At 55.5% G+C, this 5,553-nt stretch carries 3 rRNA genes; all 3 read left to right on the top strand.

The window, feature by feature from the left end:
* Positions 1-257: 257 nt before the first annotated feature.
* Positions 258-1,777: ribosomal RNA gene (locus tag ABD705_RS15975) — 16S ribosomal RNA — on the top strand.
* Between the two features lie 435 nt (positions 1,778-2,212).
* Positions 2,213-5,282 (top strand): 23S ribosomal RNA (locus ABD705_RS15970).
* 110 nt (positions 5,283-5,392) lie between these two features.
* A 5S ribosomal RNA gene (gene rrf / locus ABD705_RS15965) occupies positions 5,393-5,509 on the top strand.
* Together the 16S, 23S and 5S rRNA genes form the textbook arrangement of a ribosomal RNA operon.
* Positions 5,510-5,553: the final 44 nt, after the last annotated feature.

Genomic DNA, 5,553 nt, shown 5'->3' with positions numbered 1-5,553 from the left:
ACAGGTGGGGTATGGTTGTGAGGTTGCCCTGTGATGATGGCCGGTTGTTGTGGTCTTAGTTGTGGGTGCGTCTGGTCCTTGAGAACTCAACAGCGTGCACTTGTCAAATGCCAAATTACCTCGTCCTGACCTTTTTGGTTGGGTGAGATTCCTTTGGATCAATTTATATGGATGTCAGCAATGATGTTCGTTTTTTGGTCATGGTTGAACTCGCTGCAGCGTCTGCCGTTTTTCCGGTGGTGTTGTGGCATCGTTTTTTTACGGAGAGTTTGATCCTGGCTCAGGATGAACGCTGGCGGCGTGCTTAACACATGCAAGTCGAACGGTGAAGGGGAGCTTGCTTCCTGGATCAGTGGCGAACGGGTGAGTAACACGTGAGCAACCTGCCCTGGACTCTGGGATAAGCGCTGGAAACGGTGTCTAATACTGGATATGAGCTCTCGCCGCATGGTGGGGGTTGGAAAGATTTATCGGTCTGGGATGGGCTCGCGGCCTATCAGCTTGTTGGTGAGGTAGTGGCTCACCAAGGCGTCGACGGGTAGCCGGCCTGAGAGGGTGACCGGCCACACTGGGACTGAGACACGGCCCAGACTCCTACGGGAGGCAGCAGTGGGGAATATTGCACAATGGGCGCAAGCCTGATGCAGCAACGCCGCGTGGGGGACGACGGCCTTCGGGTTGTAAACCTCTTTTAGCAGGGAAGAAGCGGAAGTGACGGTACCTGCAGAAAAAGCACCGGCTAACTACGTGCCAGCAGCCGCGGTAATACGTAGGGTGCAAGCGTTATCCGGAATTATTGGGCGTAAAGAGCTCGTAGGCGGTTTGTCGCGTCTGCTGTGAAATTCCGAGGCTCAACCTCGGGCTTGCAGTGGGTACGGGCAGGCTAGAGTGCGGTAGGGGAGATTGGAATTCCTGGTGTAGCGGTGGAATGCGCAGATATCAGGAGGAACACCGATGGCGAAGGCAGATCTCTGGGCCGTAACTGACGCTGAGGAGCGAAAGGGTGGGGAGCAAACAGGCTTAGATACCCTGGTAGTCCACCCCGTAAACGTTGGGAACTAGTTGTGGGGTCCTTTCCACGGATTCCGTGACGCAGCTAACGCATTAAGTTCCCCGCCTGGGGAGTACGGCCGCAAGGCTAAAACTCAAAGGAATTGACGGGGACCCGCACAAGCGGCGGAGCATGCGGATTAATTCGATGCAACGCGAAGAACCTTACCAAGGCTTGACATATGGAGGAAACGGCTGGAAACAGTCGCCCCGCAAGGTCTTCATACAGGTGGTGCATGGTTGTCGTCAGCTCGTGTCGTGAGATGTTGGGTTAAGTCCCGCAACGAGCGCAACCCTCGTTCTATGTTGCCAGCACGTTATGGTGGGAACTCATGGGATACTGCCGGGGTCAACTCGGAGGAAGGTGGGGATGACGTCAAATCATCATGCCCCTTATGTCTTGGGCTTCACGCATGCTACAATGGCCGGTACAATGGGCTGCGATACCGTAAGGTGGAGCGAATCCCAAAAAGCCGGTCCCAGTTCGGATTGAGGTCTGCAACTCGACCTCATGAAGTCGGAGTCGCTAGTAATCGCAGATCAGCAACGCTGCGGTGAATACGTTCCCGGGTCTTGTACACACCGCCCGTCAAGTCATGAAAGTCGGTAACACCTGAAGCCGGTGGCCCAACCCTTGTGGAGGGAGCCGTCGAAGGTGGGATCGGTAATTAGGACTAAGTCGTAACAAGGTAGCCGTACCGGAAGGTGCGGCTGGATCACCTCCTTTCTAAGGAGCAGCTGGAGGCTTTCGGGTCTTCCAGGCGCCAGATCATCACCGTTCGTGTGGTGCTGGTAGCTCATGGGTGGAACATTTGACGGGGTGCCTTCCGGAAGGGTCCGGGCTTAGTACGCTGCTTGCAGCTGGAAGGGTCTGGGTTCGGGTGGAGGGCGCATGCACGCTGTTGGGTCCTGAGGGACTGGGCGATGTCTTCTTCGGAGGGTGTCGACGGTTTCTTCTGGGCCTTTTCTGGTTCGCCTTGTGGGGTGGGTCGGGGAGGGTACCGCCCGTACTTTGAGAACTACACAGTGGACGCGAGCATCTTGGGTCGGCCTTCGGGCTGGCCCGTATAGATGATCTTATTTTTAATGATCATTGGTCAATTTCTTGCCAGGGCTTCCTTCGGGGGGTTCTGGTGCGAGTTTTTGATTCGACTCATGTGATTTTCAAGTCTTTAAGAGCAAATGGTGGATGCCTTGGCATCTGGAGCCGAAGAAGGACGTAGCAATCTGCGATAAGCCTCGGGGAACTGATAAGCAAGTTTTGATCCGAGGGTGTCCGAATGGGGAAACCCCGCCAGGCGGCGTGCCGACCTGGTGACTCCCGTCTGAATATATAGGGCGGGTAGAGGGAACGTGGGGAAGTGAAACATCTCAGTACCCACAGGAAGAGAAAGCAACAGCGATTCCGTTAGTAGTGGCGAGCGAAACCGGATCAGGCTAAACCGAAGTGCGTGTGATATCCGGCAGGAGTTGCGTATTCGGGGTTGTGGGACTTTCTGGGCTGCTCTGCCGAGCGGCCGGCGTGACAAGAGGGTATAGACGAACCGTTTTGAATGGCGGGCCATAGTGGGTGGGAGCCCCGTAGTCGAAATACTTGTTCTTGGCGTGGAGAGTATCCCAAGTAGCACGGGGCCCGAGAAATCCCGTGTGAATCTGTCAGGACCACCTGATAAGCCTAAATACTCCCAGATGACCGATAGCGGACTAGTACCGTGAGGGAAAGGTGAAAAGTACCCCGGGAGGGGAGTGAAATAGTACCTGAAACCGTTTGCTTACAAACCGTTGGAGCCTCCTTTGCAGGGGTGACAGCGTGCCTTTTGAAGAATGAGCCTGCGAGTTAGTGATATGTGGCGAGGTTAACCCGTGTGGGGTAGCCGTAGCGAAAGCGAGTCTGAACAGGGCGTTCAGTCGCATGTCCTAGACCCGAAGCGAAGTGATCTATCCATGGCCAGGTTGAAGCGACGGTAAGACGTCGTGGAGGACCGAACCCACTTAGGTTGAAAACTGAGGGGATGAGCTGTGGATAGGGGTGAAAGGCCAATCAAACTTCGTGATAGCTGGTTCTCTCCGAAATGCATTTAGGTGCAGCGTTGCGTGTTTCTTGCCGGAGGTAGAGCTACTGGATGGCCGATGGGGCTTACCAGCTTACTGACGTCAGCCAAACTCCGAATGCCGGTAAGTGAGAGCGCAGCAGTGAGACGGTGGGGGATAAGCTTCATCGTCGAGAGGGAAACAACCCAGACCACCATCTAAGGTCCCTAAGCGCGTGCTAAGTGGGAAAGGATGTGGAGTTGCTGTGACAACCAGGAGGTTGGCTTAGAAGCAGCCACCCTTGAAAGAGTGCGTAATAGCTCACTGGTCAAGTGATTCCGCGCCGACAATGTAACGGGGCTCAAGCACGCCACCGAAGTTGTGGCATTGACATTTTTAGGTAGGCCTTCGTGGTCCAGCCGTGTTGATGGGTAGGAGAGCGTCGTGTGGCCGGTGAAGCGGCGGGGTGACCCAGTCGTGGAGGCCACACGAGTGAGAATGCAGGCATGAGTAGCGAAAGACGTGTGAGAAACACGTCCTCCGAAAGACCAAGGGTTCCAGGGTCAAGCTAATCTTCCCTGGGTAAGTCGGGACCTAAGGCGAGGCCGACAGGCGTAGTCGATGGACAACGGGTTGATATTCCCGTACCGGCGAAGAACCGCCCCAGTCAATCCAGTGGTGCTAAGAGTCCTAGCCCGGGACTTCTCGTTCCTTCCTTCGGGAGGGGGCGGGTGCTCGGGTGAACGCTCGACCCCATGCTGGTGCGGCTAGCGTATTAACAGGTGTGACGCAGGAAGGTAGCCTCTGCCAGGCGATGGTTGTCCTGGTGCAAGTGCGTAGCCCGACTCCTAGGCAAATCCGGGAGTCATGGAGGGTGAGACACGATGCGGATGAAAAGTGGGTGATCCTCTGCTGCCAAGAAAAGCATCGACGCGAGGTTCTAGCTGCCCGTACCCCAAACCGACTCAGGTGGTCAGGTAGAGAATACCAAGGAGATCGAGAGAATCGTGGTTAAGGAACTCGGCAAAATGCCCCCGTAACTTCGGGAGAAGGGGGGCCATCCGCTTATTAGGCTTTACGCCGAAAGGGTGTGGTGGCCGCAGAGACCAGTGGGTAGCGACTGTTTACTAAAAACACAGGTCCGTGCTAAGTCGCAAGACGATGTATACGGACTGACGCCTGCCCGGTTTAAGCCCCAGTAAACGGCGGTGGTAACTATAACCATCCTAAGGTAGCGAAATTCCTTGTCGGGTAAGTTCCGACCTGCACGAATGGCGTAACGACTTCCCAACTGTCTCAACCGCGAACTCGGCGAAATTGCATTACGAGTAAAGATGCTCGTTACGCGCAGCAGGACGGAAAGACCCCGTGACCTTTACTATAGCTTGGTATTGGTATTCGGTGTGGCTTGTGTAGGATAGGTGGGAGACGGTGAAGCGGATACGCCAGTATTCGTGGAGTCATTGTTGAAATACCACTCTGGTCACTCTGGATGCCTAACTTCGGACCGTGATCCGGTTCAGGGACAGTGCCTGGTGGGTAGTTTAACTGGGGCGGTTGCCTCCTAAAGAGTAACGGAGGCGCCCAAAGGTTCCCTCAACCTGGTTGGTAATCAGGTGGCGAGTGTAAGTGCACAAGGGAGCTTGACTGTGAGACTGACAGGTCGAGCAGGGACGAAAGTCGGGACTAGTGATCCGGCAGTGGCTTGTGGAAGCGCTGTCGCTCAACGGATAAAAGGTACCTCGGGGATAACAGGCTGATCTTGCCCAAGAGTCCATATCGACGGCATGGTTTGGCACCTCGATGTCGGCTCGTCGCATCCTGGGGCTGGAGTAGGTCCCAAGGGTTGGGCTGTTCGCCCATTAAAGCGGTACGCGAGCTGGGTTTAGAACGTCGTGAGACAGTTCGGTCCCTATCCGCTGCGCGCGTAGGAAGTTTGAGAGGATCTGACCCTAGTACGAGAGGACCGGGTTGGACGAACCTCTGGTGTGTCAGTTGTTCCGCCAGGAGCACCGCTGATTAGCTACGTTCGGGATGGATAACCGCTGAAAGCATCTAAGCGGGAAGCCGGCCTCAAGATGAGACTTCCATGCCCTTCGGGGTGAGAGGCTCCCAGCTAGACTACTGGGTTGATAGGCCGGGTGTGTAAGCACGGTAACGTGTGCAGCTGACCGGTACTAATAAGCCGATGACTTGATAACAACACCACTGTGTCTGGTGCTTGCGTCCACTGAGTGGTTCTCGATGTGCGGTCGGGAACACAACAACATAGCGATACTTGTTTGTGCTGGATCGAAACATCCATGAGTGTTTCGGCGGCCATAGCGAGAGGGAAACGCCCGGTCACATTCCGAACCCGGAAGCTAAGCCTCTCAGCGCCGATGGTACTGCAGGGGGGACCCTGTGGGAGAGTAGGACACCGCCGGACTCAACTTCACGAAATGGCCACCCACGGGTGGCCATTTCCATTTC

Source organism: Microbacterium kribbense, assembly GCF_039537285.1.
Taxonomy (GTDB): Bacteria; Actinomycetota; Actinomycetes; order Actinomycetales; family Microbacteriaceae; genus Microbacterium; species Microbacterium kribbense.
Note: the sequence above shows the minus strand (reverse complement) of the source record. Positions and strands in the feature narration are given on the sequence as shown.